Raw genomic sequence first — 24,771 nt, 5'->3', positions numbered from 1 at the left:
GTGTCGCGCAGGGCCTGGGGCAGCACGTGGGCGACGGAAGCGGAGCGGGGGCGACCCCGGTCATGCTGGTCTCAAGGACGTTTTCCGTTGGATCGGCCGACGGTGTGGGCGCTCCTCCCGCAAGGACCGACCGGCTCACGCGCCGTAGCGGTCATGCGCGCGTCCCTCTCCCCTCCGCGGGAGGGGGTGGCCCGCGTCGGCGGGTCGTTGGGGGAGCGACCGCTCCGGAGGGGGCGCCCCCTCACCCGCCTGCGCCGCAGGCTCCTCAGTTGTCGAAACCCACCGTGTCGAGGAGGAGGCTCGCCGCCTTGCGGTTGCGGGCGATCTCGACGAGCGGCACGGAATCGATGGTCAGGGGGCCCAGCGCCGTGAGGAGCGGGTCGATCGGCGCGCCGGCCTTCACCGGATACTCGTAATCGGCCTTGGCGTAGAGCCCCTGGGCCTCGTCGGAGACGAGGTATTCGAGGAGCTTGACCGCCTCGTCGCGGTTGGGGGCGTTCCTGGCCACCACCGCGCCGGAGATGTTCACGTGGGTGCCGCCGCCCGCGAAGGTCGGCATCACCACCTTGATGCCCTCGCCCCACGTCCGCTGCTCGGGGCCGCCGCGGCCGGAGCGCATCAGGCCGACATAGTAGGAATTGCCGAGGCCGATCCTGCAGGTGTCGGCGAGGATGTCGCGGGCGACGTCCCGGTCGCCGCCGGCGGGCTTGCGGGCGAGGTTGGCCTTCAGGGCCCGCAGCCAGGCCTCGGTCTTCTCCGGGCCGTGCTTGACGAGATAATGGGCGATGAGCGCCGTGTTGTAGGGGTGCTGGCCCGCGCGCAGGCAGAGGCCGCCCTTCCAGGTCGGGTCGGCCAGCCCCTCGTAGGTGATGGCCGTGAGGTCGGCGAGGTCCTTGTCGGCGTAGAGCACCCGGGCCCGCATGGAGAGGGCGAACCAGCGGCCCTCGGCGTCGCGCAGGGTAGCGGGCACCGCCGCCTCCAGCACGCCCGAGCGCACCGGCTGGGCGAGGTCGCGGTCGACGAGGTCGATGAGGTTGCCGACATCCACGGTCATCAGCACGTCGGCCTTGGCACGGGCGCCCTCGGCCGCCACGCGCTCGGCGAGGCCCTTCTCGACGAACACCGTATTGACGGTGACGCCGCTCTTGGCGGTGAAGGCGTCGAGCAGGGGCCGGATCAGGCCGGGTTCGCGGGTGGTGTAGAGGTTGACCTCGGCGGCCGACGCCGTCCCGACGAGGGCCGCGAGGGCCAAACCCGTCAACGCGCAGCCAGCGAACCCGATTGCCTTGATCCCACCCGCCATGGCCGACACCCTTCCGTCAGAACATGGCGGGTGTTCAGAAGCATCGGCGAGAAAAACACAAGCGCGATGTTTTGGACTTAAAACAATTCGAAACTATTGCCCCGGATCGAACGCAAGCTCGGCCCGGGCCTGTGTTTTAATCCATCTCGTTCGCAAAAATAAACCCGCGGTCCGGATCGAGGCTCAGGCCGACCGCATCCCCCGGCTCGCGCGGGTCGTCCGCCGGCACGGGCAGGTGCAGCGGCTCGGGCAACCCGTCCGCCGACAGGCTCAGGAGGGCGGCGGCCCCGAGGAAGCGGCGCGCCCGCACCACGGCCCGGAGGGACGCCCCCGGCGCGCCGAGGCGGATCGCCTCCGGGCGCAGGCACAGGGTCACGGCGGTACCCTCGGCGTGGCCCGGCGCGGGAACCTGGCCGAACGGCGTCGCCACGGTGCCGGAGCGGCAGGTCCCGTCGATCTCGACGAGGTCGCCGAAGAAGCGGGCGGCGAAGCGCGTGGCAGGGCGGCAATACAGGTCCGGCCCGGTGCCGACCTGCACGATGCGCCCCCGCCGCATCAGGGCGATGCGGTCGGCGAAGCCCAGGGCCTCCTCGGGGTCGTGGGTGACGAGGAGCGTGGTGGCGCCGCTGGCGCGCAGGACCGCCAGGGTGTCGTCGCGGACCCGGTCGCGGGTGCGCCGGTCGAGGTTCGAGAAGGGTTCGTCGAGGAGGAGGACGCGCGGCCCCGGGGCCAGGGCGCGGGCCAGGGCCACGCGCTGGCTCTCGCCGCCCGAGAGGGTGCCGGGATAGCTCTTGGCCCGGTCGGCGAGGCCGACCTGCTCCAGCCGCGCCTGCACCAGGGCGCGGGCCTCGGCGGCGGACCTGCCCTGAAGGCTTTTGCCGTGGAGGCCGAAGCGGACGTTCTCCGCCACGGTGAGATGCGGAAACAGGGCATAGTCCTGGAACATCAGACCGACGCCGCGCGCCTCCGGCGGGACGCCGCGGCCGTCCTCGCTCAGCAAGGCGCCGTCGAGGCGGATCGTGCCGGTCTCCGGCTGCTCGAGGCCGGCGATGGCCCGCAGGAGCGTACTCTTGCCGCAGCCGGAATCGCCGAGCAGAGCCAGGATCTCGCCGGGCCGGACCCGGAAGGCGATGTCGGCAAGCGCCTGCACCGCGCCGAAGCGCAGGCCGATGCCACGCAACTCGAGGCGCGGCGGCACGGGGTCGGGCGGGGGCGCATCGAGGCTCATGCGCGCCTTGTGTCACCGCGGGCGGACGGCGAAAACCCTCCGGTGCGCAGGAAGCGCAGGGTCTCGGCGATGACCGCGGGATTGCGCATCATCAGGCCGTGGCTGGTCGGCAGGGTGATGTGGTCGGCCATCCCGGCGACCCGGGTGCGCGCGACGGTGACCCGGCCGTCATCGGGACCCGGCAGCATCAGCCAGGATTCCAGGGGATAGAGCGTGCGGTCGCCCGCGATGATCCCGAGGGGGAAATCGACGGGGCCGAGGCAGTTGCGCAGGCTTTCGTCCGGTTTGGTGGTCAACTGGGCGCCGGCCGGGCCGAAGACCCGGCGATAGGCGCGCAGGGTGTGAAGGCGGTCGGCGACCTCGCTGCCACCATTCGGCGGCCCCAGCATCACCACCCGTCCGAGATTGGCCGGCCGGCCTTCGCGAAGCCAGGCCCGGGCGAGGAGCCCGCCCATCGAGTGGGTGACCACGTGGAGGGTCCCTACCCGGGCCGCGAAGGCGGCGACGGGCGGTCCGATGATGCCTGCGAGATCCGCGAGATCCGCCTTGCGGGAGGGATAATCGAGGTTCAGCGTCACGAACCCGGCGGCCCGGACGGCGCGCTCCAGCCGGGCCAGGGACGCGGCCCGCCGGGCGAGGCCATGCAGGAGCAGCACCCCCTCGGGGGCCGGATCGCGGGCCGTGCCGGAGGCCGGGGGTTCGGGTCCGTCCATCCTGGGGCGCCTCCGGGCGACGATTGGCGGCACGGCGGTCGCGCATTGCCTCCGGCATGCTTATATTCCGGTTATGTTCCGTCAAAGCCCCGCCCGATGCCCTGCGTCGCCGAGATCCTGATCCCGCTGGCGCTGGACAGCGCCTACAGCTACGCCGTGCCGGCCGGGCTCGACCTCTCGGTCGGCGAGGTCGTGCAGATCCCCCTCGGGCCGCGCGAGACGGTGGGGGTGGTGTGGGGCGTGCGCCAGAGCCCCGGCGGCTCGAACCTGCGGCCGGTGACCGGCCGGGTCGACGTGCCGGCCCTGCCGGACGCCTTGCGCGAACTCGTCGACTGGCTCGCCCGCTACACCCTGGCGCCGAAGGGCTCGGCCCTGGCCATGGCCCTGCGGCTGCCCGACGAATCGGCCCTGAGCGAGACCGTGCGGGTCGGGGTGCGGGCCTCCGGCAAGGCGCCGTCCCGGCCGACCGCCGCCCGCACCAAGGTGCTGGCCGTGGCGGCGGACGGGGCGATGCGGGGCAAGAGCGCGCTCGCCAAGGAGGCGGGCGTTTCGTTGAGCGTGGTCGACGGCCTGATCGACGACGGCGCCCTCGAGGCCCTGGCCCTGGCGCCCGAGCCGGTCGCCCTGCCGCCGGACCCGGACCACGCCCGCGTGCCCCTCTCGGAGGCGCAGGAGGCGGCGGTGCGGGAGCTCGTCGCGCTGATGAACCCCGGCCCCGCCGAGCCCGCGCCGACGGACGCGATCGGCGATCCCCTGCCGGCCGACGGCAAGGTCGCGCCGCCCGGCGTGGCGCACAAGGCGCCGACCGTGCTGCTGGAGGGCGTCACCGGCTCGGGCAAGACCGAGGTGTATTTCGAGGCGGTGGCCGATTGCGTCCGGCGCGGCCACCAAGCGCTGATCCTGATGCCCGAGATCGCCCTGACGGCGCAGTTCCTCGACCGCTTCGCCGAGCGCTTCGGCGTGCGTCCGGCGACCTGGCACTCGGGCGTCGGGGGCAAGCGCCGCGAGCGCATCCGCGCCGGGGTCACGGCGGGCGAGATCGCCGTGGTGGTGGGCGCCCGCTCGGCCCTGTTCCTGCCCTTCGCGGATCTGGGGCTCATCGTGGTCGATGAGGAGCACGAGGCCGCCTACAAGCAGGAGGACGGGGTACATTACCACGCCCGCGACATGGCGGTGGTGCGCGGGCGGATCGAGAACTGCCCGGTGGTGCTGGCCTCGGCCACCCCGTCGATCGAGACGCGGGTCAATGCCGAGCGCGGGCGCTACCTCCGGGTCGCCCTGCCCGAGCGCTTCGGCGGCCGGCGCCTGCCCGACATCGCCGCCATCGACATGCGCGCCGACAAGCCCGAGCGGGGCCGCTTCATCGCCCCGGCCCTGGTGGCGGCGGTGCGCGAGACCGTGGAGTCCGGCGACCAGGCCCTGCTGTTCCTCAACCGGCGCGGCTACGCGCCCCTGACCCTGTGCCGGGCCTGCGGCCACCGCTACCAGTGCCGCAACTGCTCGACCTGGCTGGTGGAGCACCGCTTCCGCCGGGCCCTGGTCTGCCACCAGTGCGGCTATGCCGAGCGTCGCCCGGATTCCTGCTCGGAATGCGGCACCTTCGACAACCTCACCCCCTGCGGCCCCGGGGTGGAGCGCATCGCCGAGGAGGTGGCCGAGCTCTTCCCGGACAAGCGCGTCATCGTGCTGTCGAGCGATTTTCCCGGCGGGGCCGAGCGCCTGCGGGCCGAGCTCCAAACCGTGGCGGAGGGCGGCTGCGACATCGTCATCGGCACGCAGCTCGTGGCCAAGGGCCACAACTTCCCGCACCTGACCCTGGTGGGCGTCCTCGACGCCGATATCGGCCTGACCTCCGGCGATCCCCGCGCGGCCGAGCGCACCTTCCAGCTGCTGCAGCAGGTCACCGGCCGGGCCGGGCGCGGCGAGAAGCCGGGCCGCGCCCTGCTCCAGACCTACCAGCCCGACCATCCGGTGATCGCGGCGCTGCTCTCGGGGGATTCGGAGCGCTTCTACGAGGAGGAGATCGGCGCCCGCGAGGCCGCCGGCCTGCCGCCCTTCGGCCGGTTGGCCGCCCTCATCGTCTCGGCGAACGAGCGCGAGGTGGCCGAGGCCCACGGGCAGGCCCTGGCGCGGGCCGCCGAGCCGCCGGAGGGCGTGATGGTGCTGGGGCCGGCCGAGGCGCCGCTCGCGCTGATCCGCGGGCGCTACCGCTTCCGGCTTCTGGTGAAGACCGAGCGCACCGTCGACCTGCAGAGCTACCTGCGCGAATGGCTGGCGCGGGGCCCGAAGGTTCGCGGCAACGTGAAGGTCGCCATCGACGTGGACCCGCAGAGTTTCCTATAACGCTGGCCCGACGTTCGCTTGGGTAGCGTTCGATCCCCTGAGGAGTGCCCCACGTGCTGACCTACACCAAGAAGCCGGATTCGAGCGTCGCCGAGATCGTGGTCGACGGACAGATCACCGATGCGGACATGAACACCGTCATCACCGCCATGCAGGCCGACCTCGACAAGGGCGGCAAGATCAAGCTCCTGGAAGACGTGCGCGACTTCAAGGGCATGGAGCCGGCCGCGTTCTTCAAGGACCCGCGCTTCGGCCTCGCCATGATGAAGGGCGTCAGCCACGTTGCCCTGGTGACCGACGCCTCGTGGCTGCGGATGATCGCCGACACCTTCGGCAAGGTCTCGCCGGCCCAGATCAAGACCTTCGACCGCGCGCATATCGAGGAAGCGCGCCAATGGCTCGCGGCCGCCTGAGGCCCTGAACCGACGGCCGGGACACGCATCCGGCCGGCTCGTCCCTCTCCCCCTGTGGGGAGGGGTGAGGCGCGGGGGCCCTGGGGCCCCGTCCACCGCGGATCGACCGCCGGTCGCGGTCGTCCACAAGCGCGACGAGAGTCCCTTCAGGCCCGCGATCCGCCGGGGAAGCGGGCCGCGTCCGGCTCGAACCCTACTCCGCCTGGGCGGTCCGGGTGGTGTGGCGTCGGGCCGTCCAGCGGCCCGAGCACAGGGAGGAGACCTTCCAGGTGCCGCCGCCGCTCTGGGCCTGGAGGCGGCCCGAGACCGCACCCGAGGCGGTGCCGTTCGAGACGTTGAGGCCGACGGTGCCGTCCGGCCCGACGCGGCCGTTCAGGGTGGCGCCGGCCGCCGCGGAGGTGAGGCGCACCTGCCCCTCCTGCACCGACACCGCATAGGTGTAGCGGCTGTCGCAGACCATGCCGCTCTCGGTGACCAGTTCCACCGACCAGGCCCCGTTGAAGTTTCCGCCGTCGCGGGCCGCGGCCGGGATCATCGCGGGCGAGGACAAGCCGGCTCCGAGCGCCAGAACCACCGCAACTTTGGACATGCATCATCCTTCGGCAAAACAGCGTCCGTCCGAGCCGCGGCCACAGGATGGCGCACCGGCGGTTCAAGCAGACGATCAAGTGAGAGTGCGCTGAGCATACCCGCCGAAGCGGCAGGATTGTGACAAGCGCCGCAATCGATGGATGAGACTTATTGCCGAACGTGTCTGAACAGGCCATGACCATGGCCCAGGACCAAGCCGAAGCTTGGCGTTACCGGTCGTAATACGCTTGCAATGCTTGGCGGTCCCGGGTGATCGGCAGGGCGAGGAGTGCCAGGACCCGGGCCTTGTCCGGCGAGAGGTCGTCGGCGAAGACCGCGCCGGCCGCCCGCAGCGTGCTGCCGCCGCCCTTGAAGCCGTAGACGGGCAGCGCCCGGCCATGCGGGACCTGGCTCGCCACCACGATGGTGACGCCGGCGGCGATGGCTTCGACCACCGCGTCGTAGAGGGCCTCGTTGACGTTGCCGAAGCCGTAGGCGGCGACCACCACGCCCTCGGCCCCATCCGCCACCGCGTGGCGGAGCTGGCGCCCGTCGTCACCGGCCGCCATCGCCACGAGCGCGACCCGGGCGAGCCGCTCGGGGAGCGGCAGGGTCTGGCGCCGCAGGGGCTTGCGGGCGAACACGACCCGGTCCTCGTCCACCTGCCCGAGGAAGCCGGCCTCGCCGGAATTGAAGGTCTCGACGTTGTTGGTGTGGGACTTCCGCACCGCGCGGGCGGCGTTGATGTTGTGGTTCAGCGTCACCGTCACCCCCAGCCCACGCAGATCTTCGCGCGCGCCCTGGGCCAGGATCTGGCGGACCGCATTGAGGAGGTTGCGCGCGCCGTCGGCATCCGCCTCGGAGGCGTTGCGCTGGGCGCCCACCATCACCACCGGCTTGTCGCTCGCCAGCGTCAGATCGAGGAAATAGGCGGTCTGGTCGAGGGTGTCGGTGCCGTGCAGGACGATGGCGCCCGCGATGTCCGGCCGCGCCAGCAGGTCCGCCACCGTGCGGCTGAGGCCGGGCCAGAGGTCCGGGCCCATATAGGCGCTCGGCACGTTGGCGAACTCCACCACCGCGATCCGGGCGAGGTCGGCCAAGCGCGGCACCGCGGCAGCGAGGTCGGCCCCCGTCAGGGCGGGCACCGGGGCCCCCGTGACGGGATCGTGCTTCATCGCGATGGTGCCGCCGGTGGCGACGAGGGCGATGGTCGGGCGATCGGTCATGCCGGCGCGGCCGATCAGTCGGTGAGCGCCCGCGCCTCTTCCGGCAGCATGATCGGGATGCCGTCGCGGATCGGATAGGCGAGGCGGGCGGAGCGGCTCACCAGTTCCTGGCGGCCGGCATCGTATTCGAGGGTGTCCTTCGTCAACGGGCAGACGAGGAGCTCGAGGAGCTTGGGGTCGACGCGGGTGGCCTCGACGGGGCCCGGGGTGTCATCGGCCATCTGGGGCGTATCCTTCGCGGGAAAAAACTATTGCAGCGTGGGCTCGGAGCCCGACCCGCGCACCAACTCCATTTCGGTCACCGCAATCAAGACCTCGGCCCGCGTCTTGAGGTCCGGCGCCTCCAGCATGGCCTGCTTCTCGCGGGCGCCGAAGGGACTCATCATGCAGAGGGCGTTGACGAGGGCCTCGTTGGGCGCCTCCTCGATGCCGGCCCAGTCGACCTTGAGGTCGTTGACCTCGACGAAGTCGCGCAGGGCCTTGAGCACGCCCTCCCGGTCCACCGCCGCCTCACCCGCCCGCGCCTCGAAATCCGTGGCGAAGTCGTCGTAGGAGACCTGGCAGCGGCGGTAGCGGGTGGTGGTGGCGAGCTCGCTCTCCACCCGGAACCGGGCGATGCCGGTGAGCGAGATGAGGTAGCGCCCGTCACCGGTCTCGGCGAACTGGGTGATCCGCCCGGCGCAGCCGACGCGGAAGAGTTTCGGCGTCATCGGCGACGAGCCCGCCTCCACGTCGGGCTGGATCATGCCGATGATCCGGTCGTTCCGCAGGGCATCGTCGATCATGGCGAGGTAGCGCGGCTCGAAGATGTTCAGCGGCATCTGTCCGCGCGGCAGCAGCAGCGCACCGGGCAGCGGGAAGACCGGAATCACTCCGGGGCAGTCGGCCGGTCCCTTGTAGCCCGCATGCGTGCTCATCGTGTTCCCCTGCGGTTCGTTCGCGGCCTCACGCGAAGACGAGCGTCGACAGGCGTCGCCGCCCGCGGATCGAGGCCTTGTCCATCAGGCCCCAGGCCTCGAAGAAGGTGAGGAGCTGCTTGCGCGCCGCGCCCTCGTTCCAGGTGCGGTCCCGGCGCTCGATCTCGATGAGCTGGTCCACCGCCTCGTCGCGCAGGTTGCGGCCGTTGAGACCGAGCGCGAGGTCGAAGCGAGCCTGGAAATCGTTCGGGTCTGCCTCGATCCGGGCCTGAAAGGTACCGAGGTCGCCCAGGGCCGCCGCCTGCTCGGCGAGCTCGATCGCCGCGCGCACGCTGGCGAGGCCGGCATGGGACGCCGTCTCGGGCGGCGCCATGGCGACGAGCTCCTTGGCGTTCTCGATGTCGCCGGCGTCGAGCTGGATCTTGGCCAGCGCCGCGATCGCGTCGACGTTCGCGGGCTCCTCGGCGAGCACGGCGGCGTAGAGCTGCGCGGCCTGCGCCACGTCGCCGACCCCGAGGAAGGCCTCGGCCTCGGACAGGGCCTCCTCGATCGGCGTCGGACCGGCGGGGCCGGCCAGGCGCGTGATGAAGTCCTTGATCTGGGCCTCGGGCACCGCGCCCATGAACCCGTCGACCGGCTGCCCCTTGTCGAACGCGATCACGGCGGGGATCGACTGGATGCCGAGCTGGCCGGCGATGGAGGGATGCTCGTCGATGTTCATCTTGACGAGCTTCACCTTGCCGGCGGAGCCCGCGACCACCTTCTCCAGCACGGGGGCGAGCTGCTTGCACGGGCCGCACCACGGGGCCCAGAAGTCGACGAGCACGGGCTGCTGCATCGACTCGGCGATGACGTCCTGGCGGAAGCTCGCCGTGGTCACGTCCTTGGTGGGGGTGGGGCCGCCCGGCACCGGCGCATCGTTCAGCATAACGTCCTCGAGGCCTTCGTTTGGATCCGTCGGAGGGTCCGGGTCTGTCCACCCGTTCCGTCCTGCGTCAAGAGATGGGAACTCCGCGCGCTCGGACCAGAGCGGACGTCCACACGCAATCGCCCCCGGGTCATCGGCGGATCCCGTTTCGACACGACCCACCCACCGGAGGAAGCCCGCGCTCCTAGCGGGGGGCGCTGCCGCCGGCCTTGCCCGCATCCGGTGCCTTGGCATCGGTCACGAAGACACCCTGGTAGGTTCCCTTGGCGGCGTTCGCCTCGCAGGTGATCGTCGTCTTGCCCGGCTCCGGGGTGCTGAAGGCGCAGGAGCCGACGGCGACCAGGGGGCCCTGGACCACGCCGTCCTTGGTGGTCTCGCTCGGGATCACGAGGTTGATCGGCTGGAGCGGGTCGGTCTCCTCCGTCCGCTCCTGCTGGGCGCCGTTGCCGCTGAAGCTCAGGGACCGGCCCTCGGCGGCGAAGTCGAAGCTCGTACGGTTGCGCGAGACCGTGTTCATCAGGGTGTTCTTGCAGCTGGCCGAGACGTCCTGGCCGGCGATCACGAGCTTCTCGCAGCGCCCCTCGAGCTTGACGGCCGTCTGGGCGAAGGCGGGCGCGGCCGTGAGCAGCGGGGCGGCGAGAAGGACGAGGCGGGTGGTCGAGAGGCGCATCATGATTCCGATGTAAGGCTGCGGGTCGGTTCGTCGAGGGGCTGCGGGCGCGCAGGGCTCCGGGCTCAGGCGGGAAAGCGGGCGGCGCGGTCGTTCGGGGCGTCGAAGTCGAGGGCCGGCCCGAGGGGCACGATCCGGGTCGGATTGATGGTCGGGTGGCTCTCGTAATAGTGCCGCTTGATATGGGCGAGGTTCACCGTGCCGGCGACCCCCGGCAGGGCGTAGAGGTCGCGCAGATAGTTCGACAGATTGGGATAGTCGGCGATGCGCTGGCGGTTGCACTTGAAATGCCCGACATAGACGGCGTCGAACCGCACCAGGGTGGTGAACAGGCGGAGATCCGCCTCGGTCAGCCGGTCGCCGCAGAGGTAGCGCGCCGTGTCGAGGCGGGCCTCCAGGGCGTCGAGTTCGGCGAACAGCGCGGTGAAGGCCTCCGCGTAGGCGGCCTGCTCGGTGGCGAAGCCCGCCTTGTAGACCCCGTTGTTGACGGCGTCGTAGACCCGGGCGTTGACCGCGTCGATCGCGCCCGCGAGGTCGGCCGGGTAGAGGTCCGGCCCGGCGGTCCCGAAGGCGCCGTTCAGCATCCGGATGATCTCGGCCGACTCGTTCGACACGATGGCGGCGCGCTGCTTGTCCCACAGCACCGGCACGGTGACGCGGCCGGTGAAGTCGGGGTCGTTCTTCAGGTAGACCTCGTAGAGGCGGGTCGCGCCGTTGACCGTGTCGGGCGTGGCGCCGGGCGAATCGCCGAAGACCCAGCCCTCCGGGCCCATGTGCGGATCGACCACAGAGACCGAGATCGCCGCCTCCAGGCCCTTCAGGGCCCGCACGATCAGAGTGCGGTGGGCCCAGGGGCAGGCCAGCGACACGTAGAGGTGGTAGCGCCCGGCCTCCGCCGGGAACCCGCCCTCCCCGCTGGGACCGGGGGATCCGTCGGCGGTGATCCAGTTCCGGAACTTGGCGTCGGTGCGCTTGAAGCGGCCGCCGGTCTCCTTGGTGTCGTACCAGGTATCCTGCCAGACGCCGTCGACGAGCAGCCCCATGATCGTTCCCTCCCGCGTTTGCGTGTCCGCGGAAAGATGGGCGCTCAGGCCTCGGCGGATAGCCCCTCCGGTGCGGGGACCTCGGCCGGGGGGGCCGCGACGGCGGGCGCGGCGGCCGCGAGGTGCTCGCCCTTCTGGTAGGTGGCGATGTCGAAGGTGTCGTCCGGCAGGCGGGTGACGAAGCGCTCGGCCATCTCGAAGACCAGGAGGTCGGGCCGCACCCGCTCGACGTAGCCCCAGTCGATGCTCGACGACCAGACGAAGTGCACCTCGCGGAAGCTCTCCGCCAGGATGCCGGTGAGCATGATCGGCGCGAAATGCGCGTAGGAATCGCCGAACAGCACCAGGGTGCGCGGATCGACGTCCGGCCGGTCGTTCCGGAAGCAGACATGGGCGCCCACATGGAGATCCGGGGCGCGGCCGGCGGCCTCGTAGGCGGCCACGAGCGGGCTCGCGTAGGTCCGGCGGGCGTCGCGGTCGAGCACCGCATGGCTCGCCGTCTCGATCGGCTTCTCCGGAATCTTCTCGCCCAGATCGCGCACCCGGGTGGTCTCGTAGCGCTCGCGGGCATCGAGATCGGCCGGGGGCACCGCCCCGCAGGCCCGCATCAGCACGCCGTAGGCCAGCCGGCAGCCCTCGTAGTTCCAGTGCGTGTCGGTGCGGTAGTAGAGCGGCACCGCGCCGTCGCGCGCCGCCCGCATCGGCGCCAGCAGGTCGACGTAGTGGGGATTGTTGATCAGCCGCCGGGCCAGCACGCGGGTGGGCGCCTGGAGCGGATCGAAGCGCAGATCCTGGGTCCGGTCGTCGTAGACCGACAGCTTCTCGGGCACGACGACGTGCACGTAGCGGATGCCAAGCGCCTGGGCCCGGGCGGCCCGCGCCGCGACGAGCTTGACCCAGCCGCGCAGGCGCCACCACCGGGACAGGCTGGCGCGATACTGCTCGAGGACACCGTTCGTGCCTCCGATCAGGAAGAGCCAGCCCTCGCGCCCCACATGGACGATTTCCCGGTGTTTGCGCCGCATCGGGGCTCTCTACCCGGCCCGGACCGCCCTGAACAGGCCGGGCGGCGGCGGCCACGCCGCGGACCGTGGCGGCGCCCGGCCCTGGACGCAGCTCCCGCCCGCGCCATCTCCCTGCCTCACGCCGGATCGGACCATGACAGACTACACCCCCACGCCCGACCCGCTGATCCTCACCCTGGGGATGGATCCCGACACCTTCGCGCGGTTCGACGGCCTGCGCCGCCGGCACTTCCCGCAGGCGCTGAACCACATCCCGGCCCACGCGACCCTGTTCCACCACCTGCCGGGCCCGAGCGAGCCGGGCATCGTCGAGACCCTGTCGGCGATGACCCGGACCCAGGCGCCGCCGGAGGTGGCGGTGACCGGCCTGCGCTTCACCGGGCGCGGCGTCGCCTACGTGCTCGCCTCCGACGCCCTCTCGGCCTTCCGGGCGCGGCTCGCCGACCCGTTCGAGGCTTTGGGCGAGGGCCTGACCGCGCAGGATCGGCAGGGCTGGCGCCCGCACGTCACGGTGCAGAACAAGGTCGATCCCGGCACCGCCCGGACGCTGCACGCCGAGCTGGAGGCGGATTTCACGCCCTTCCGGTTCACGGCGCCGGGCCTTCTGCTCTGGCGCTACCTCGGCGGTCCCTGGGAGCGTCGCGCCAGCTTCGCGTTCGGGTAACGCCGCGTCCGCCCGGATGGAGGACGCCCCGCCGATCCGCTATGCCGGGAGCCCCCAGCCCCCCATCGACCAGTTCGCGAAGACGCCCGCATGAAAGCCCTGCCCTCCGGCTACCGCAACAATCCGCTCGTCACCCGGGCGAACGCCCTGCGCCTGGCCCTGCGCCTGAACGAGGTCGGCCCGGTCCTCGCGCTGCTGGCGGTGAGTCTCCTCGGCTACGGCTTCTTCGCCCTGGCCAACGAGGTCGGCGAGGGCTCGACCGCCGCCCTCGACCGCAAGATCCTCCTCGCCCTGCGCAATCCCGCCGATCTCTCCGACCCGATCGGGCCGCGCTGGCTCGAAGAGACCATGCGCGACATCACCGGGCTCGGCAGCGTCTTCACCATCGTGTTCGTGACGGCAGCGGCCTGCGCCTATCTGGCGATGACGGGGCGCCGGCGCATCGCCGTCTTCGTGGTCGCGGCGATCGGCGGCGGCGAGATCGCCTCGACGGTGCTCAAGATGTTCTACCAGCGCCCCCGCCCGGACCTCGTGCCCCACGGGATGGAGGTGTTCACCGCGAGCTTCCCCAGCGGCCACGCCATGATGTCGGCCATCGCCTACCTGACCCTGGCGAGCCTGATCGCCCGGGTGGACCGCCAGCGCGGGGTGAAGATCCTGGTGCTCATCGTCGGGGTGTCGATGACGCTGCTGGTGGGGCTCAGCCGCATCTATCTCGGGGTGCACTGGCCGAGCGACGTGGTCGCCGGCTGGTGCGTCGGAGCCGCCTGGGCCGCCCTCTGCTGGTTCGTCGCCCTGGTTCTGCAGCAGCGCGGCGACGTCGAGGCCCCGACCCGTCACGGAGAGCCGGAGCGGACGCCTTAACCCTACCGGACGATGAATCGCTCCGGCGCTTTCGCCCACCGGCACCGGGAGGCCACAACCCTGTTACCCCAATGCCACTTCTGAAGAGGGTCACATGGGTTCGATCACCCGCGAGCGTCGACAGGGCAACCGGCTGCGGAGCCTCCTCGGCGCCGAGATCCGCATCGCCCCGCACGCCTCCGACACGGCCTGCCTGATCCGGGACTGCGGTCCCGATGGCTTGCGCCTCGCGCTCAGCGACGGCGTGCCCCTGCCGGAGATCTTCGACCTCCACATCCGCAAGACCCGGCAGATGCGACCGGTACGCCTGATCTGGCGGGGCGACGATTGCGTCGGCGTCCAGTTCGTGCCGGACCCGCCCGCCGCGGTGCCCATCCCCATCGGACTCATGCGCGACCTTCGGGCGGCGCGCTCGGAGATCGCGTCCCTGCGGGCCCGCCTGGCCGCGCGGGGCGACGAGGCCTGAGGGCGGCAGCGATCCGGTGGCGCAGGCCGTCGGATCGCCGGAACCGCGTTTCTCGCCGTGACGTTCCCGAAGGAGCAGGCCGGCGGTTCTCCATCCGCGGCCCCTGTCCCGCCGGAACCGACAGCGAGCTTCATGACGGATGACATCCCCCTCTCCCGCCGCAACGTCCTGCGCGCGGGCAGTGCGACCCTGACCGGCCTCGCCCTCGGGGCGACGGGCGCGGGCGCGCAATCGGGCCCGCCCGGCCCCTCGGTCCCGGCCGATACCGGCGCGGTGCAGGGCGGCAAGGTCATGTTCCCGAACTGGCGCGGCCCCGGGGACCGGGCGCCCCCGCCGCCCCCCGCCCCGATGCCGCCGGGCCAGCGCGTGGGCTTCGCCATCGTGGGCCTCGGACGCCTCAGCCTGGAAGAGATCCTGCCGGCCTTCGGCGAGACGAAGCGGGCCCGCGTGGTCGCTCTGATGTCGGGCACCCCTGCCAAGGCGAAGCTCGTGGCCGAGCAGTACGGGATCGCGCCGGAGGCGGTCTACGGCTACTACGAGTGGGACCGCCTCGCGCAAAACCCCGCGGTTCAGGCCGTGTACGTGGTGACGCCGAACGCCGTCCATCGCGGGGACGTGCTGGCCGCGGCCAAGGCCGGCAAGCACGTGCTCTGCGAGAAGCCGATGGCGAATTCCTCCGCCGAGGCCCGGGACATGATCGCGGCCTGCGCGGCGGCCAAGGTCAAGCTGATGATCGCCTATCGCTGCCAGTACGAGCCCTACAACCGCGAGGTGGCGCGTCTCGCCCGCTCCGGTGAGGTCGGCCGGACGCGCCTGATCCAGGCCTTCAACGGCCAGACCACCGGCCTGCCCCAGCAATGGCGCCTGAAGAAGGCCCTGGCCGGCGGCGGTGCCCTGCCGGATATCGGGCTCTACTGCCTGAACGGCGTGCGCGCCCTCACCGGCGAGGAGCCCGTCTCGGTGGAGGCACAGATCCATTCGCCGGAAGGCGATCCGAAATTCGCCGAGGTCGAGGAGTCGGTCTCCTTCACCCTGCGCTTCCCCTCGCAGGTCATCGCGCAGTGCCTGACGAGCTACGGGGTTCACGAGTCGCGCCGGCTCCAGGTCCATACCGACCGGGCCGCCATCGACCTGCAGAACGCCTTCGCGTATCGCGGCCAGCGCCTGGTGATCGCGCGACCGGACGGGCAGGCGGAATCGCAGGACACCCGCATCCTCGCGCAGAAGAACCAGTTCGCCCTGGAGATCGACCACATGGCGCGCTGCATCCAGGAGGATCGGCGCCCGCGCACCCCCGGCGAGGAGGGCCTGCAGGACCAGGTGCTGATGGAGGCGATCTATGAGGCGGCCCGCACGGGCCGGCCCGTCACGGTCGGCCCGCCGCCGGGCGCACCGAGCGGCCTCGACGTCACCCGCGGCCCCGAACTCGACGCGGCGGGCTGATCCCGGACGTCCGCCGCGTCGCGATCGGGTCTCGGCCGGCTACTCCGCCGCCGGCGTGTGGAGCGAGAGGAGGCGGGCCGTGCGAGCGTGGTCCACCGCCCGCCCGCTCTCGATGTCACCCGCGCCGAGATTGCGGCGCTCGTCATTGATCGCCGCATGGACCGCGTCGATGGCCAGGATGAGGGCGCTCACGGTGCGGTTGTCGATGTTGCGCTCGCGGGCATGCTGGACGACGTCGGCCACGAGGTCGTCGGTCTCGCGCACGAGGCCGTCGAGGTCGGCCTTGCCGGTGGCGGCGCGCACCTCGCGCAGGATGTCGAGGAGCCGGTCGAGGACGATGTCGATGCGCTCGCGCCGCTTTCGGGCGAGGCGCTGGGCGACCCAGGCGACACCTGAGCCGACGGTGCCGCCGAAGAACGCCAGCAGGTAGATGTAGTCCTCGTAGCGCTCGAACATCGTCTGCTGTTCGCGCTCGAAGTAGTCCACCGCGCCGGGATGATTCGGCAGGCGAGCGCTCGTGGCCGCGACGGTGGAATCGAAGTCCGGCGCCTTCATCAGGTTGGCGATCGGCGCCAGGGGCGCCAGCTTCGAGCGCCACTCGAACAGGTGCTGGGTCACCGAGGCGACCGTGAAGCGGCTGACGCCGCCGCGGGCCATCAGCCGGTAGGAGGCGCCCACCGTCTTCACGTCCTCGTCCGGGCGCTTCGGGCGACCGCCGAAGGTGCCCGCCGGGATCGTCACGGATTGCAACTCGGGCATCCGCTGGATGATCGCCCCGCCATCCGGCACGGAGACGAAATTGATCTTCTTCTCGGCCGAGGCCGCCTCGACGGCACGCACCGTCGAGATCGCCGCCTTCGAGGCCGGAGCGGCGATGACCGCCACCGCGTCGACGCGGCCCTCCGCGATGGCGCTGGTGACCTCCTGGGGGGTGAGCGGCACGAGGGCGATCCGGGCCGGGCCGAGCCCGGTTTCGGGGACCGGCTCGGCCGCCGGCTGGGCGGAGAAGTCGTAGAAGGCGAGGAGGTTCGTCAGGAACGGCATGTCGGCGGCGTGCCGCTCGACCACGCCGAGGCGCTTGCGCGCGAGGTCGGGGAAGTTCTCGATGCCCGCCGCTTCCGGCGCGGCGATCAGCAGGGCCTCGTCGTGCAGGATCGCCAGGGTGAGCCCGTTCTCGGGCAGGAGGACGTCGGGCCGGACCACGGCGAGGTCGGCCTTGTTGCGCTGGAGCGCCTCGGCGCTGTCGCGCACGTCATCGTAGAAGTTCAGCTTGAGGCGGACATCCTCGCGACCGCGGGCCAGAGCCTGGGCGTAGGTCTGAAGCAGGGTCGCCTCGGCGCCGTCCCGGGGACCGACCGCCACGGTCAGGGTGGTGGGACGCGACAGGTAGACCAGCATCCCCGCCACGACGGCGAAGCCGAGCGCCAGAAGGACGAGAAGCCACTCGCGTCTCACGAGAAATGCCGGCATGGCAGGAACGAGCCTTTGTCCAGCGGGATCACCATATCTGCGAGACCGACCCCCGAACCCCGTCCGGATCGTGAAGAACCGATGACACCGCGAAACGTTGCGTCCCGCCGCCCCACCGGAGCCGCACCGGATGACCGGGCCGAGGTCAAACCGCCCCCGCCCGTCACCCCCGCCTATCTCGAGCGGGCGGCCCTGCATTACCTCGAACGCTACAGCGCCTCCGTGGCGATGCTGCGGCAGACCCTGAAGCGCCGGGTCGACAAGCGCTGCCGCCTGCGCGGGGAGGAGGCGAGCGCCTTCGCCGAGGCGATCGAGGCCACGGTCGCCCGCGCGGTCGGCGCCGGCCTCGTCGACGACGCCCGCTTCACCGCCGGGCGCCTCGCGGCCCTGCGCCGACGCGGTGCCTCCGCCCGGGCCCTGTCGGCCAAGCTCGCCGCCAAGGGCGTGTCGCGCGAGCAGGTGGCGAGCGCGATGGAGGCCGAGCGCGAGACGGCGGAGGCGGGCGTCGACCTCGAGGCGGAAGCGGCCCGGGCCTATGCCAAGCGGCGGCGCCTCGGACCCTGGCGCCGGCCCGGGACGCGCGAGGCCCATCGCGACCGGGATCTCGCCGCCATGGCCCGCGCCGGCTTCCCGTACGGCCTCGGCCGACGGGTGATCGAGGCCGATCCCGACGCCGAGCCCCTCGACCACGAGGCTTAGCTTCGGGACCGGGTTCCGGGCTTTGGTTCCCCGATATAAGGCTGCGACATCGCGGCGGCGGAGAAAGCCCGAATCCGCACGCGAAAACTTGAACGAAGCGCGAACGAGGCGCATTTCTCGTCGATGGACGAAACGCTCGCGAAGAAGCTGCGCATCCTCGCCGATGCCGCCAAGTACGACGCCTCGTGCTCGTCGTCCGGGGCGCCCAAGCGCACGGCCGGCAAGGGCGAGCTCGGCTCGACCACCGGCGCCGGCATCTGCCACGCCTATACGCCGGACGGGCGCTGCATCTCGCTCCTGAAGATCCTGCTGACGAATTACTGCCTGTTCGACTGCGCCTACTGCGTGAACCGGCGCTCCTCCAACGTGCAGCGGGCGAAGTTCTCCGTCGAGGAGGTCGTGACCCTCACGGTGGAGTTCTACAAGCGCAACTACATCGAGGGCCTGTTCCTCTCGTCGGGCATCATCAAGTCGCCCGATCACACCATGGAGCTGCTGACGCGGGTGGCGAAATCGCTGCGGCGCGACCACGGCTTTCGCGGCTACATCCACCTGAAGTCGATCCCGGAGGCGAGCCCCTGGCTGATCGAGGAGGCGGGCCTCTACGCCGACCGTCTGTCGATCAACGTCGAGTTGCCCACCGAGGCGAGCCTGGAGCGCCTGGCCCCCGAGAAGGACGGCGCCATCATCCAGAACGCCATCGCGCAGATCGGCGAGCGCATCGCCGAAGCGAAATCCGAGAAGCGCCGGTTCTCGCCGGCCGGGCAGTCAACGCAGGTCATCGTCGGGGCCGACGCCACCACGGACGAGGCGCTGATCCGCAAGAGCGCCCTGCTCTACGGCTCCTACAACCTCAAGCGGGTCTACTACTCGGCCTTCAGCCCGATCCCGGACGGGTCCACCATCCTGCCGCTGACCGCGCCGCCGCTCCAGCGCGAGCACCGCCTGTACCAGGGCGACTGGCTGCTGCGGTACTACGCCTTCACCCCCGACGACGTGGCCGATGCCACCGAGGACGGGATGCTCTCCCTCGACATCGACCCGAAGCTGGCCTGGGCCCTGAAGCACCGGGCGCGCTTTCCCGTCGACGTGAACGCCGCCGACCGCGAGATGCTGCTGCGGGTGCCGGGCCTCGGCGCCCGGGCGGTGGACAAGATCATCCGGGCCCGCCGGCACACCCGCCTGCGCCTCGACGACGTCGCCCGCCTGACCTCGGCCCTGAAGCGGGCGCGGCCCTTCCTCATCGCCGCCGACTACCATCCGGCGGGCGGCCTCACCGACCGGCTCGACCTGCGGGCACGGCTCGCCGACCCGCCCAAGCAATTGTCGCTGTTCTAGGATGGCGGGCGCACACCGATCGGCTCCTCCCTCCCCCGCGGAGGGGACAGGGTTCGGGCGCGGCGCGCTCGAAGCCGTCGACCTCTCCCCGGGCGCCGACCTCGAGGGCTTCCGGGCCGCGGCCCGTCGCCTCGCCGGCCGGGGCATCCCGCCGGAGCGGGTGCTGTGGTCCATCGGCGAAGCGTCCGGGCTGTTCGGGGCGCCGCCCCCCGCGCCCTCGGAGGAAGCTCCCTTGAGCCTGCCGCGCGGGGTGGGCGAGATGGTCGCCCGGGTGGTGCTGCACCGCGACCCTGAGCGCTACGCCCTGCTCTACGATCTGATCTGGCGCATCCAGCGCGGCGAGCGGCGTTTGCTAGAGATCTCGAGCGACCCGCTGGTCCATCGCCTGGAGCGGATGCGCAAGGCCATCGCCCGCGACCTGCACAAGATGCACGCCTTCCTGCGCTTCCGCCGCGTGGAGGGCGATGGGCCGGAGCGCTTCGTCGCTTGGTTCGAGCCGGACCACCACATCCTGGGGGCCGCCGCCCCGTTCTTCGTCGATCGCTTCCGCGGACTGGACTGGACCATCCTGACGCCGGAGGCCTCCGCCCGCTGGGACGGCGATGTCCTCGCGTTCGGACCGCCAGGGCGACGCGAGGACGCACCGGCACAGGACGGATTCGAGGCCGGCTGGCGCGATTACTACGAGAGCACGTTCAACCCCGCCCGGACGAACCTCGCCGCGATGCGGGCGGAGATGCCGAAGAAGTACTGGCGCAACATGCCCGAGACCGCCGCCATTCCGGGCCTCGTCCGGCAGGCGGCGGCGCGGACCGGCGCCATGATCGAGAGGACGCCGCAGATGCCGGTCAAGCGCAATCCCGCCCGGGCCGTCGCGGCCATGGCGGACCAGGCCCCGGATTCGCTGGAGGCGCTCAACGCCCTCATCCGGCGCTCGGAGCCGCTGGTCCCCGGCGCGACCCAGGCCGTCCTCGGCGAGGGGCCGCTGGGCGCGTCCATCGCCTTCGTGGGCGAGCAGCCGGGCGACCAGGAGGACCGCCAGGGGCGCCCCTTCGTCGGCCCAGCCGGGCAACTGCTCTCACGGGCGATGGCCGAGGCCGGGATCGCGCGAGGCGAGGCCTACCTCACCAATGCGGTCAAGCACTTCAAATTCGAGGAGCGGGGCAAGCGCCGCATCCACCAGAAGCCCACCGCCGGCGAGGTCAGCCACTATCGCTGGTGGCTCGACCGGGAGCTCGATTTCGTCGCGCCGAAGCTCGTGGTGGCGCTCGGCGCCACCGCCGTACTGGCGCTGACGGGCAAACAGATCCCGATCACCCGGGCGCGCGGCCCGGCGGATTTCGAAAAACCCTATGCGGGCTTCATCACCGTGCACCCGTCCTACCTGCTGCGCCTGCCGGACGAGGCGAAGGCGGAGGCCTACGCGGCCTTCGTGGCCGATCTCCGCCGCGTCCACGACCTCGGGCGCTCCCTGGCCGCCTGACGCCTCACGCCCCCTCCTCCTTGTGGGGGCGCAGCTCCGGCGTGACCTGGTCGATCGCGGTCTCGATGGGGGCGGAGCGGCTCTCGACCCGGGTGCTGTCGACGAAGATGCGGGCCTCGCCCTCCTTCAGGCCGAGGCTGCGCAGGGCGTAGAGGGTCATGCCGAAGGCCAGTTCGCGCTCGGCCATCAGCACGAGTCCGACGCCCTGCTCCTCGAAGTGGCGGCGCTCGCCGTCGTTGTGGGTGCGCACCAGGGTGTCGATGCCGGGATGGATCTCCCGGGCGAGCTCGACGATGCGCCGCGTCGTGTGGGCCTCCGGGGTCGCGACCACGATCAGGCGGGCCTGGGCGATGTCGGCGGCCTGCAGGATGCCCGGCGCCGTGGCGTCGCCGAACACCGCCTCGATGCCCTCCTGGCGCAACTCCAGGACCCGGCGGCGGTCGCGGTCGAGGACGATGTAGGGCAGGTCCCAGGCCTTGAGCGCCTGGCCGATGGTACTGCCGACCCGACCATAGCCGATGAGGATCGCGTGGCCCCGATGCGGCGGGCTCTCGCTGGTGACCGCCAGGGCCGCGGCGCCCTGGCGCTCGAAGCGGGCGGCCAGGGCCGGACGCTCGGCGACCTTGCGGCCGACCCAGTCGGTGAGCGCGAAGAACAGCGGGTTGAGGGTGATCGACAGGATGGCGCCGCCGAGGATGAGGTCGCGCCCCTCCTCCGGCAGGAGCTTCAGGGACAGGCCGAGGCTGACGAGGATGAACGAGAACTCGCCGATCTGGGCGAGGCTCGCCGCGATGGTGAGGGCGGTGCCCAGCGGATGCCGGAAGGCCAGCACGATCGCCACCGCCGCCAGGGACTTGCCGATGAGGATGACGCCGAGCACCGCCAGCACCGAGAGTGGCTCGCGGATCAGGATGCCGGGGTCGAACAGCATGCCGACCGAGACGAAGAACAGCACCGCGAAGGCGTCCTGCAGCGGCAGGGAATCGGCCGCCGCCTGATGGCTGAGGTCGGATTCGGCGAGCACCATGCCGGCGAAGAAGGCGCCGAGCGCGAACGAGACGCCGAAGAGCTCCGCCGAACCGAAGGCGATGCCGAGCGCCAGGGCCAGCACCGCCAGGGTGAAGAGCTCGCGCGAGCCCGTGCGTGCCGCCTGGTCGAGGAGCCAGGGCACGAAGCGGCGTCCGCCCACCAGCATCACGGCGGCGAAGATCCCGACCTTGGCCAGCGTCAGCCCCAGGGTCAGCCAGATGTTGCCGTCCCCGGCATGGTGCGCGACGCCCGCCCCGTCGCCCCCGAGGGAGGGGGCCAGCGCCGGCAGCAGCACGAGGGCCAGCACCATGGCCAGATCCTCGACGATGAGCCAGCCCACCGCGATGCGTCCCTTGTCGCTGTCGAGGAGCCGACGCTCCTCGAGCGCCCGCAGCAGCACCACCGTGCTCGCCACCGACAGGGCAAGGCCGAAGACGAGCCCCGCCCCGAGGCCCCAGCCCCAGGCCAGCGCCAGTGCGCCGCCCATGGCGGTGGCCGCCAGGATCTGCACGATGGCGCCCGGCAGCGCGATGGTGCGCACCGCCATCAGGTCCTTGATCGAGAAATGCAGGCCGACGCCGAACATCAGCAGGATCACGCCGATCTCGGCGAGCTGGCCGGCGAGCTGGCTGTTGCCCACGAAGCCCGGCGTGTAGGGGCCGACGAGGACGCCCGCGAGGAGGTAGCCCACGAGGGGCGGCAGGCGCAGGCGCTGCGCCAGCATTCCGCACACGAAGGCCAGCACGAGGCCGAGGGCGATGATGGCGATCAGCTCTGTCGCGTGCGGCACGGGTCGGGAGTCTCCGGGTCGAGGTTTTGGGGTCGAGGTCTGGGGCTCCCTCGGCCGTGCCGCGTGGCGCCCGCCAGGGCAAGCCGCGATCGGCCCTCACGTCCAGGCTGGCCCCGAAATTCCGCACCGCGCGTCGCTTCGCGTGCCCCGACGCACAACGTCGGCCCTCGGACGGGGGTTTCGCGGAATAAATCCGGCTGGGCCGCCGCGTCGCCTGCGCTCGCTTTTCCGTGAACCGGAAGGAAACCCTTGGCCGTCACCTCCCGTTGTCGAACCAACGTTTGTTGCGTCGAGCAACGCCAGAATCACCTTGCGATTACGATTCCTTCGGCGGAACGGACGATCGATGACCTCACCGAACGAGCATTCGACTGCACCCAATGCAGTCGAGACCCGAAACTCGACCCTCTGGACCGTGGCCCTCGCCACCGCACTTCTCGGCTTCGTCGCGCTCCCGCGTCGGGCCGGAGGGACGGCACCGGCCCGGGCGATGCCGAAGGATCCGACCCGCCAGCCCTCCCCGTCCCATGCCGGCACCGAGGCCCGCCGGGTGGCCAGCGCCGAGCCCGAGCGCGGCCGCGGCGCGCGCACGCCGTCCGACATCCCGGCGAAGGGCTGGAAGGATATCGGGATGCGGGCGTTCCACGACGTCTCGGAGAACAACATCGTTTCGGTCGCAGCCGGCGTGACCTTCTACGTGCTCCTGGCGATCTTCCCCGCCATCGCCGCCCTGGTCTCGTGCTACGGGCTCGTGGCGGACGTGGCCACCATCAACGAGCACCTGCAGAGCCTGCAGGGTGTCATCCCCTCCGGGGCCCTCGACATCGTCGGCGAGCAGGTCAAACGCATCGCCGCCAAGGGCGACACCACCCTCGGCTTGACCTTCTTCACCGGCATCGTGCTGTCGCTGTGGAGCGCCAACGGCGGCATGAAGGCGGTCTTCTCCGCCCTGAACATCGTCTACGAGGAACGCGAGACGCGCAGCTTCGTCTGGCTCAACCTGCGCTCGCTGGCCTTCACGGGCGGCGCGCTGCTGTTCATCATCCTGGCGCTGGTCGGGATCGTGGTGGTGCCGGCGGCGATCAACATCATCGGGCTGAGTTCGGAGGCCTGGTACATCGCCCTGCTGCGCTGGCCGGTGCTCCTCGCCGCGGTGCTCGGCGGCCTCGCCCTTCTCTACCGCTACGGCCCGAGCCGCGACGCCCCGCGCTGGCGCTGGGTGACCTGGGGCAGCGCCCTGGCCGCCGTGGCCTGGCTCATCACCTCGCTGGGCTTCTCCTGGTACGTGGCCAATTTCGGCAAGTACAACGAGACCTACGGCTCGCTGGGTGCCGTGATCGGCTTCATGACCTGGATCTGGATCTCCACCACGATCGTGCTCATCGGAGCCGAGATCAACGCCGAGATGGAGCATCAGACCGAGGCCGATACCACCCGCGGCCCCGAGCAGCCGCTCGGCACCCGCGACGCCCGGATGGCCGATACGGTGGGGGCGGCGACGTGAGGGGGAGCCCTTCAGCTCAGGTCTGATTTCGAGTACGGTCGCGGTATGGATCGCAGCACCGCCCTCGAGATTCTTCGCGCGCACGAGGCCGAGTTGCGCGAACGGGGCGTTCTGCATGCCGCCCTATTCGGTTCCGTCGCGCGTGGCGAGGCGCATGCGGCAAGCGACCTCGATGTCATGATCGACATCGACGAGACCACGATCCGGGATGTCTACGGGTACGTCGGCCTCGTCGGGTTCATCGCCGATCTGTTCCCTGTCGAAGTGGATGTCGCAACCCGCTCGATGCTGAAGCCTCACGTACGCCCCGGAGCCGAGCGCGACGCGATCCATGCTTTCTGAGCGGGGCCGCCGCGCCCTGCTCGGCATCATCGAAAATGTTGAAGCGGCTCAGGATTTCACTGCGGACCTGAGCTTCGAAGATTTCGCCAGCAACCGGCTTCTACTCTACGGCGTGACGCGCTGCCTGGACATCATCTCGGAGGCGAGTCGGCGCGTCGACGAGGAAACCCGACTCCGGAACGTCCATATCCCATGGCGGCAGATCGCGGACTCGGGGAACGTCTATCGGCATCGATATGAGCGTGTCTCGGCAAAGCTTCTGTGGGGGGACCGTCCATGAGGCATTGCCTGACCTACTCA

The 24,771-nt window shown here is 71.2% G+C and carries 25 protein-coding genes; 12 read left to right on the top strand and 13 right to left on the bottom strand.

Annotated elements, in window-relative coordinates; translation table 11 throughout:
* Positions 1-265 precede the first annotated feature (265 nt).
* The 3 genes from AC6EUL_RS14865 to AC6EUL_RS14855 all read right to left on the bottom strand — a co-directional run bounded on the left by AC6EUL_RS14865 (position 266) and on the right by AC6EUL_RS14855 (position 3,244).
* Positions 266-1,303 (bottom strand): extracellular solute-binding protein, encoded by a 1,038-nt coding sequence (locus AC6EUL_RS14865; protein ID WP_056381184.1) that lies wholly within the window; start codon positions 1,301-1,303, stop codon positions 266-268.
* A gap of 136 nt (positions 1,304-1,439) precedes the next feature.
* Positions 1,440-2,531 (bottom strand): ABC transporter ATP-binding protein, encoded by a 1,092-nt coding sequence (locus AC6EUL_RS14860; protein WP_499870954.1) that lies wholly within the window; start codon positions 2,529-2,531, stop codon positions 1,440-1,442.
* Positions 2,528-3,244, bottom strand: coding sequence for an alpha/beta hydrolase (locus tag AC6EUL_RS14855; protein WP_499870952.1), 717 nt, complete (start codon positions 3,242-3,244; stop codon positions 2,528-2,530). Before AC6EUL_RS14855 ends, AC6EUL_RS14860 begins: the two co-directional genes overlap by 4 nt.
* A 96-nt stretch (positions 3,245-3,340) precedes the next feature.
* Between AC6EUL_RS14855 and AC6EUL_RS14850 the strand changes: the two genes are divergently transcribed.
* Entirely contained in the window at positions 3,341-5,587 is a 2,247-nt protein-coding gene (locus AC6EUL_RS14850) for a primosomal protein N' (protein WP_499870950.1), read from the top strand.
* A 53-nt stretch (positions 5,588-5,640) separates the two neighbouring features.
* Complete coding sequence (locus AC6EUL_RS14845) at positions 5,641-6,000, top strand: SpoIIAA family protein (protein ID WP_056214370.1); 360 nt, start codon at positions 5,641-5,643, stop codon at positions 5,998-6,000.
* Between the two features lie 193 nt (positions 6,001-6,193).
* Here AC6EUL_RS14845 and AC6EUL_RS14840 read toward each other — a convergent pair whose 3' ends face one another.
* The 8 genes from AC6EUL_RS14840 to AC6EUL_RS14805 all read right to left on the bottom strand — a co-directional run bounded on the left by AC6EUL_RS14840 (position 6,194) and on the right by AC6EUL_RS14805 (position 12,379).
* The gene (locus AC6EUL_RS14840) at positions 6,194-6,589 is read right to left on the bottom strand and encodes a hypothetical protein (RefSeq protein WP_056214366.1); all 396 of its coding nucleotides are present in this window, start codon (positions 6,587-6,589) and stop codon (positions 6,194-6,196) included.
* A 211-nt stretch (positions 6,590-6,800) separates the two neighbouring features.
* Entirely contained in the window at positions 6,801-7,796 is a 996-nt protein-coding gene (locus tag AC6EUL_RS14835) for an asparaginase (RefSeq protein ID WP_056275157.1), read from the bottom strand.
* A 14-nt stretch (positions 7,797-7,810) separates the two neighbouring features.
* Positions 7,811-8,017 (bottom strand): Trm112 family protein, encoded by a 207-nt coding sequence (locus AC6EUL_RS14830; protein ID WP_056214359.1) that lies wholly within the window; start codon positions 8,015-8,017, stop codon positions 7,811-7,813.
* Positions 8,018-8,044: 27 nt separating this feature from the next.
* The gene (locus tag AC6EUL_RS14825; protein WP_056214355.1) at positions 8,045-8,713 is read right to left on the bottom strand and encodes an LON peptidase substrate-binding domain-containing protein; all 669 of its coding nucleotides are present in this window, start codon (positions 8,711-8,713) and stop codon (positions 8,045-8,047) included.
* 28 nt (positions 8,714-8,741) lie between these two features.
* On the bottom strand, positions 8,742-9,641 hold the full coding sequence (trxA, locus tag AC6EUL_RS14820) for a thioredoxin (protein WP_499870946.1): 900 nt from the start codon (positions 9,639-9,641) through the stop codon (positions 8,742-8,744).
* 184 nt (positions 9,642-9,825) lie between these two features.
* Positions 9,826-10,311, bottom strand: a complete 486-nt coding sequence (locus AC6EUL_RS14815) for a hypothetical protein (RefSeq protein WP_499870959.1) — start codon at positions 10,309-10,311, stop codon at positions 9,826-9,828.
* 65 nt (positions 10,312-10,376) lie between these two features.
* Positions 10,377-11,354 carry a glutathione S-transferase family protein gene (locus AC6EUL_RS14810; protein WP_499870944.1) on the bottom strand — a complete coding sequence of 326 codons (978 nt, stop codon included), beginning with the start codon at positions 11,352-11,354 and terminating at the stop codon, positions 10,377-10,379.
* Between the two features lie 44 nt (positions 11,355-11,398).
* Positions 11,399-12,379 (bottom strand): alginate O-acetyltransferase AlgX-related protein, encoded by a 981-nt coding sequence (locus AC6EUL_RS14805; protein ID WP_499870942.1) that lies wholly within the window; start codon positions 12,377-12,379, stop codon positions 11,399-11,401.
* 133 nt (positions 12,380-12,512) lie between these two features.
* Between AC6EUL_RS14805 and AC6EUL_RS14800 the strand changes: the two genes are divergently transcribed.
* The 4 genes from AC6EUL_RS14800 to AC6EUL_RS14785 all read left to right on the top strand — a co-directional run bounded on the left by AC6EUL_RS14800 (position 12,513) and on the right by AC6EUL_RS14785 (position 15,816).
* Positions 12,513-13,043: a 2'-5' RNA ligase family protein gene (locus tag AC6EUL_RS14800; RefSeq protein WP_499870940.1), complete on the top strand. Its 531-nt coding sequence runs from the start codon at positions 12,513-12,515 to the stop codon at positions 13,041-13,043.
* Between the two features lie 90 nt (positions 13,044-13,133).
* Positions 13,134-13,907 (top strand): phosphatase PAP2 family protein, encoded by a 774-nt coding sequence (locus AC6EUL_RS14795; RefSeq protein WP_056214342.1) that lies wholly within the window; start codon positions 13,134-13,136, stop codon positions 13,905-13,907.
* A 94-nt stretch (positions 13,908-14,001) separates the two neighbouring features.
* Entirely contained in the window at positions 14,002-14,373 is a 372-nt protein-coding gene (locus AC6EUL_RS14790; protein ID WP_056214337.1) for a hypothetical protein, read from the top strand.
* A 132-nt stretch (positions 14,374-14,505) separates the two neighbouring features.
* On the top strand, positions 14,506-15,816 hold the full coding sequence (locus AC6EUL_RS14785; protein ID WP_499870937.1) for a Gfo/Idh/MocA family protein: 1,311 nt from the start codon (positions 14,506-14,508) through the stop codon (positions 15,814-15,816).
* Positions 15,817-15,855: 39 nt separating this feature from the next.
* Here AC6EUL_RS14785 and AC6EUL_RS14780 read toward each other — a convergent pair whose 3' ends face one another.
* Positions 15,856-17,286: a TAXI family TRAP transporter solute-binding subunit gene (locus tag AC6EUL_RS14780; RefSeq protein WP_056275142.1), complete on the bottom strand. Its 1,431-nt coding sequence runs from the start codon at positions 17,284-17,286 to the stop codon at positions 15,856-15,858.
* Positions 17,287-17,367: 81 nt separating this feature from the next.
* Between AC6EUL_RS14780 and AC6EUL_RS14775 the strand changes: the two genes are divergently transcribed.
* The 3 genes from AC6EUL_RS14775 (at position 17,368) to AC6EUL_RS14765 (ending at position 20,806) form a co-directional block, all read left to right on the top strand.
* Positions 17,368-17,985 (top strand): regulatory protein RecX, encoded by a 618-nt coding sequence (locus AC6EUL_RS14775; protein WP_056275140.1) that lies wholly within the window; start codon positions 17,368-17,370, stop codon positions 17,983-17,985.
* Positions 17,986-18,108: 123 nt separating this feature from the next.
* Entirely contained in the window at positions 18,109-19,323 is a 1,215-nt protein-coding gene (locus AC6EUL_RS14770; protein ID WP_499870934.1) for a putative DNA modification/repair radical SAM protein, read from the top strand.
* Position 19,324: 1 nt separating this feature from the next.
* Entirely contained in the window at positions 19,325-20,806 is a 1,482-nt protein-coding gene (locus AC6EUL_RS14765) for a UdgX family uracil-DNA binding protein (RefSeq protein WP_056381169.1), read from the top strand.
* A gap of 4 nt (positions 20,807-20,810) precedes the next feature.
* Here AC6EUL_RS14765 and AC6EUL_RS14760 read toward each other — a convergent pair whose 3' ends face one another.
* Positions 20,811-22,625, bottom strand: a complete 1,815-nt coding sequence (locus AC6EUL_RS14760; RefSeq protein ID WP_056214315.1) for a monovalent cation:proton antiporter-2 (CPA2) family protein — start codon at positions 22,623-22,625, stop codon at positions 20,811-20,813.
* Between the two features lie 346 nt (positions 22,626-22,971).
* Here AC6EUL_RS14760 and AC6EUL_RS14755 point away from each other — a divergent pair, with 346 nt between their 5' ends.
* Genes AC6EUL_RS14755 through AC6EUL_RS14745 form a run of 3 tightly spaced genes read left to right on the top strand, consistent with a single transcriptional unit; the run spans position 22,972 to position 24,751 of the window.
* Positions 22,972-24,129 carry a YihY/virulence factor BrkB family protein gene (locus AC6EUL_RS14755; RefSeq protein ID WP_499870931.1) on the top strand — a complete coding sequence of 386 codons (1,158 nt, stop codon included), beginning with the start codon at positions 22,972-22,974 and terminating at the stop codon, positions 24,127-24,129.
* Positions 24,130-24,174: 45 nt separating this feature from the next.
* A complete protein-coding gene (locus AC6EUL_RS14750) occupies positions 24,175-24,471 on the top strand; it encodes a nucleotidyltransferase family protein (RefSeq protein WP_499870929.1) in 297 nt (98 codons plus the stop codon).
* Positions 24,461-24,751, top strand: coding sequence for a HepT-like ribonuclease domain-containing protein (locus AC6EUL_RS14745; RefSeq protein WP_499870927.1), 291 nt, complete (start codon positions 24,461-24,463; stop codon positions 24,749-24,751). Before AC6EUL_RS14750 ends, AC6EUL_RS14745 begins: the two co-directional genes overlap by 11 nt.
* Positions 24,752-24,771: the final 20 nt, after the last annotated feature.

The sequence above is a fragment of the Methylobacterium sp. 001424705 genome (genome assembly GCF_059816145.1).
The sequence above is the reverse complement of the archived record's forward strand: the minus strand, read 5'-3'. Positions and strand labels throughout refer to the sequence as shown.

Coding starts and splice junctions, on each gene's coding strand:
- AC6EUL_RS14855 (WP_499870952.1), bottom strand. CDS start 3,244: ATGGACGGACCCGAACCCCCGGCCTCCGGCACGGCCCGCGATCCGGCC.
- AC6EUL_RS14770 (WP_499870934.1), top strand. CDS start 18,109: ATGGACGAAACGCTCGCGAAGAAGCTGCGCATCCTCGCCGATGCCGCC.
- AC6EUL_RS14810 (WP_499870944.1), bottom strand. CDS start 11,354: ATGGGGCTGCTCGTCGACGGCGTCTGGCAGGATACCTGGTACGACACC.
- AC6EUL_RS14795 (WP_056214342.1), top strand. CDS start 13,134: ATGAAAGCCCTGCCCTCCGGCTACCGCAACAATCCGCTCGTCACCCGG.
- AC6EUL_RS14800 (WP_499870940.1), top strand. CDS start 12,513: ATGACAGACTACACCCCCACGCCCGACCCGCTGATCCTCACCCTGGGG.
- AC6EUL_RS14840 (WP_056214366.1), bottom strand. CDS start 6,589: ATGTCCAAAGTTGCGGTGGTTCTGGCGCTCGGAGCCGGCTTGTCCTCG.
- AC6EUL_RS14850 (WP_499870950.1), top strand. CDS start 3,341: ATGCCCTGCGTCGCCGAGATCCTGATCCCGCTGGCGCTGGACAGCGCC.
- AC6EUL_RS14805 (WP_499870942.1), bottom strand. CDS start 12,379: ATGCGGCGCAAACACCGGGAAATCGTCCATGTGGGGCGCGAGGGCTGG.
- AC6EUL_RS14790 (WP_056214337.1), top strand. CDS start 14,002: ATGGGTTCGATCACCCGCGAGCGTCGACAGGGCAACCGGCTGCGGAGC.
- AC6EUL_RS14860 (WP_499870954.1), bottom strand. CDS start 2,531: ATGAGCCTCGATGCGCCCCCGCCCGACCCCGTGCCGCCGCGCCTCGAG.
- AC6EUL_RS14835 (WP_056275157.1), bottom strand. CDS start 7,796: ATGACCGATCGCCCGACCATCGCCCTCGTCGCCACCGGCGGCACCATC.
- AC6EUL_RS14780 (WP_056275142.1), bottom strand. CDS start 17,286: ATGCCGGCATTTCTCGTGAGACGCGAGTGGCTTCTCGTCCTTCTGGCG.
- AC6EUL_RS14830 (WP_056214359.1), bottom strand. CDS start 8,017: ATGGCCGATGACACCCCGGGCCCCGTCGAGGCCACCCGCGTCGACCCC.
- AC6EUL_RS14750 (WP_499870929.1), top strand. CDS start 24,175: ATGGATCGCAGCACCGCCCTCGAGATTCTTCGCGCGCACGAGGCCGAG.
- AC6EUL_RS14765 (WP_056381169.1), top strand. CDS start 19,325: ATGGCGGGCGCACACCGATCGGCTCCTCCCTCCCCCGCGGAGGGGACA.
- AC6EUL_RS14815 (WP_499870959.1), bottom strand. CDS start 10,311: ATGCGCCTCTCGACCACCCGCCTCGTCCTTCTCGCCGCCCCGCTGCTC.
- AC6EUL_RS14755 (WP_499870931.1), top strand. CDS start 22,972: ATGACCTCACCGAACGAGCATTCGACTGCACCCAATGCAGTCGAGACC.
- AC6EUL_RS14775 (WP_056275140.1), top strand. CDS start 17,368: ATGACACCGCGAAACGTTGCGTCCCGCCGCCCCACCGGAGCCGCACCG.
- AC6EUL_RS14745 (WP_499870927.1), top strand. CDS start 24,461: ATGCTTTCTGAGCGGGGCCGCCGCGCCCTGCTCGGCATCATCGAAAAT.
- AC6EUL_RS14865 (WP_056381184.1), bottom strand. CDS start 1,303: ATGGCGGGTGGGATCAAGGCAATCGGGTTCGCTGGCTGCGCGTTGACG.
- AC6EUL_RS14785 (WP_499870937.1), top strand. CDS start 14,506: ATGACGGATGACATCCCCCTCTCCCGCCGCAACGTCCTGCGCGCGGGC.
- AC6EUL_RS14825 (WP_056214355.1), bottom strand. CDS start 8,713: ATGAGCACGCATGCGGGCTACAAGGGACCGGCCGACTGCCCCGGAGTG.
- trxA (WP_499870946.1), bottom strand. CDS start 9,641: ATGCTGAACGATGCGCCGGTGCCGGGCGGCCCCACCCCCACCAAGGAC.